Origin of the sequence: Streptomyces sp. NPDC058664, from assembly GCF_042716635.1 — a bacterium.
Lineage (GTDB): Bacteria > Actinomycetota > Actinomycetes > Streptomycetales > Streptomycetaceae > Streptomyces.
Window position 1 is genome coordinate 1 of record NZ_JBHXRW010000170.1, and the last position, 3,039, is coordinate 3,039.

Annotated in this window: 3 protein-coding genes; 2 read left to right on the forward strand and 1 reads right to left on the reverse strand. The window is 67.8% G+C overall.

The annotated features are described in order from the left end of the window. The first annotated feature begins 147 nt into the window (after positions 1–147). Positions 148–852 carry a transposase family protein gene (locus tag ACFWUY_RS41125; RefSeq protein ID WP_384122003.1) on the forward strand — a complete coding sequence of 235 codons (705 nt, stop codon included), beginning with the start codon at positions 148–150 and terminating at the stop codon, positions 850–852. 244 nt (positions 853–1,096) lie between these two features. Further along, positions 1,097–2,287: an IS110 family transposase gene (locus tag ACFWUY_RS41130; protein WP_384122006.1), complete on the forward strand. Its 1,191-nt coding sequence runs from the start codon at positions 1,097–1,099 to the stop codon at positions 2,285–2,287. Between the two features lie 9 nt (positions 2,288–2,296). Here ACFWUY_RS41130 and ACFWUY_RS41135 read toward each other — a convergent pair whose 3' ends face one another. Then, a complete protein-coding gene (locus ACFWUY_RS41135; protein ID WP_384122001.1) occupies positions 2,297–2,884 on the reverse strand; it encodes an IS3 family transposase in 588 nt (195 codons plus the stop codon). Between the last annotated feature and the right edge of the window lie 155 nt (positions 2,885–3,039).

Genomic DNA, 3,039 nt, shown 5'->3' on the forward strand with positions numbered 1-3,039 from the left:
AGAGCCGGGCGGCCACTCCTGGCAAGCCACTGAAGACAGCTTCGCGTCAGCCACACCCGGCCCTCCCGGGCCGCCCAACAACTTACGGAGCTTCGCGTGCTCGTCTACCCGTCGTCGATCGGCCTGTCCAGTCGCACCCTGCGGTAGCTGACCGGACGACTCTTTGTGCGGCGAGGGGAGATCGGGACCCGATGGCGGCGTCTGACCGCCGGCCGTCAGGCTGTCCTCGCCCTGGCCCATCTGCGGTGCGGTGACACCTACGCCCAACTCGCTGCCGGGTTCGGTATCGGCATCGCCACCGCATACCGCTACATACGCGAGGCCGTCGAGGTGCTGGCCGGCCTCGCGCCCACCCTGGCCGAGGCCATGAACATCGCGCAGACCAAGGCGTTCGTGATCCTGGACGGCACCCTGCTGCCGATCGACCGGATCGCCGCCGACACCCCGTACTACTCCGGAAAACACAAGCGCCACGGCATGAACGTCCAAGTCCTCACCGACCCGTTCGGCCGCCTGCTGTGGGCTTCGCCCGCGCTGCCCGGTTCCACGCACGACCTGACCGCCGTCCGCACCCATGGCATCGTCGAAGCACTCACCGACGCCGGCCTCACGTGCTGGGCCGACAAGGCATACCAGGGCGCCGGCGGCTCCATCCGGGTGCCCTTCCGTGGCCGTCGCCTCAAGCGGTGGCAGCGCCGCCACAACACCACCCACGCCAAGATCCGCTGCCTCGGCGAGCAGGCCATGGCCACCCTGAAGAGCTGGCGCCTCCTACGGAAACTCCGCTGCAGCACCCACCGCATCACCGACGTTGTGAAGGCCCTCCTCGTCCTTCATCACGCCTCAGCATGAGGTTGGAAAAGGCTCCCTACGTTGTACACCGGGACAGGGCGAACCCTTCGTATGGTTCTCCCACCCAGGGGTGTCGGGTGTGGTTCAAAAGGCTCTGCCGCTTGTGGCTTCCAGTGATTGGCCGCCCGGCGCCCCACGACGACTCGGCTGCCAATGAGGAATTGCGAATGATCGCTCCGTAGGGAATCGACAGCGAGGTCGTCCGTCGGGAGGCACCCAGCACACCCCACCGTACGGAGGCATGATGGCCATCATCTGGGCCGGCATCGACGCAGGCAAGACCCACCACCACTGCGTCGTGATCGATGAGAGTGGCCGCCGACTGCTGTCGCGGCGCGTCGCCAACGACGAGCCCGACCTCCTCGAACTCATCACCGACGTCCTGACCCTGGGCGACGAGGTGACCTGGGGCATCGACCTGGCCGACGGCGGAGCCGCCCTGGCCATAGGCATCCTCCTCAACCACGACCAGCTGGTGAACTACATCTCCGGCCGCGCCATCCACCGCGCCTCGGAGAGCTACCGCGGCGAAGGCAAGACCGACGCCAAGGACGCCGCCGTCATCGCCGACCAGGTCCGCATCCGCCGCGATCTGCACCCCTTGCGCCCCAGCGACGAAACCGTCATCGACCTCAAGATCCTCACCGGTCGGCGCATAGACCTGGTCGCCGACCGCACTCGCACCGTCAACCGGCTGAGGGCCCAGCTGACCGGGATCTTCCCCAGCCTGGAGCGGGCCCTGGACCTCACCAACAAGGGCCCGCTCGTGCTGCTGACCGGCTACCAGAGCCCCGCAGCCATCCGCCGGACCGGCGCCAGACGCCTGGAGACCTGGCTGCGAAACCGCAAGGTCCTCCGAGCCGACCAGCTCGCCACAACCGCGGTCGAGGCGGCCGAGCGCCAGCACACCAGTCTGCCCGGGGAGAAGCTGACCGCCCAGATGGTGCACACCCTGGCGAAGGAGGTGATGACCCTCAACGAGCAGGTCGCCGAACTGGACAAGCTCATCGAGGCCCGGTTTCGCGACCACCACCACTTCGACGTGATCACCAGCATGCCCGGCCTCGGCATCATCCTCGGCGCCGAGTTCCTGGCCGCCACCGGCGGCGACATGTCCGTCTTCGGGACTCCCGACCGCCTCGCCGGCTTCGGCGGCGTCGCGCCGGTCCCGCGCGACTCCGGAAAGATCAGCGGCAACCTGCGACGCCCGCAACGCTACAACCGACGGCTCCAACGCGTCCTCTACACCTCCGCGCTGTTCAGCATCCGACGGAACGACGAGTCACGCCGGTTCTACGATCGCAAACGCGCAGAAGGCAAGCGCCACACCCAAGCCGTCCTTGCCCTCGCCCGCCGCCGAGTCAACGTCCTCTGGGCCTTCCTCCGCGACGGGCGGTGCTACGAGCTCACGCCGCTAACCACCCTCGCAGCTTGACAGACGGCATTAGGAATCACTGAACTTTGCTGCCAGGGTGGCGAGTTCACAGCTGGTGTCTTGGTAGCTGCGGTCGGAGTGGAAGATCACCGACCGGGCCGGCCGGCTGGTGCGGCAAGCCGCTGTCAGGGCGTCGGCCATGAGTTCGGTTCGCAGGTGGTCGGCCGTGGCCCAGCCGACGACGCGGCGGGAATAGGTGATGTCCCCGCACCAGCGGGTGTCGAGGGCCGAGAAATCGGGCTGGAAGTCGCGAAGCACCAGGTCAGGGCGGGTGGACGCGTGGGGGTCGGGAATGGTGGTGCGGTGTCGGTGTCGGCCGGTGAGGCCGGCCTGCCGCATCAGACGTGCGACCCGGCAGCGTCCGCAGTCGGTGCCTTCGCGCTTCAGGACGGCGTGGATGCGCGGGGCACCGTAGGTGCCGCGGGACCGCTGGTGCACGGTGGTGATCTGTTCGGTCAGCTCGGCGTCCCGCACGGCCCGGGGTCCGGGGACGCCGTTGCGGCGGGCGTAGTAGGCGGTCTGGGAGACCTGAAGCAGTTCACACGCCCGTTTGACGTTGTGGCCCGTGGCTTTCTCCGCCTCGATGAACGGGTCCATGTTCGCCGGGTCTGCGTCGCGAAGAAAGCCGTGGCGGATTCAACCGGTCAGCGCAAAGAGTGAGGTGGCCCCTGCGGTGTGGACACACCTGACAATGGACGTTGGTCCAGGAAGGTGAAGATCTACGTGGCACGGCCCTCGAAGTACAGTGCGGA

Coding starts and splice junctions, on each gene's coding strand:
- ACFWUY_RS41135 (WP_384122001.1), bottom strand. CDS start 2,884: ATGGACCCGTTCATCGAGGCGGAGAAAGCCACGGGCCACAACGTCAAA.
- ACFWUY_RS41130 (WP_384122006.1), top strand. CDS start 1,097: ATGGCCATCATCTGGGCCGGCATCGACGCAGGCAAGACCCACCACCAC.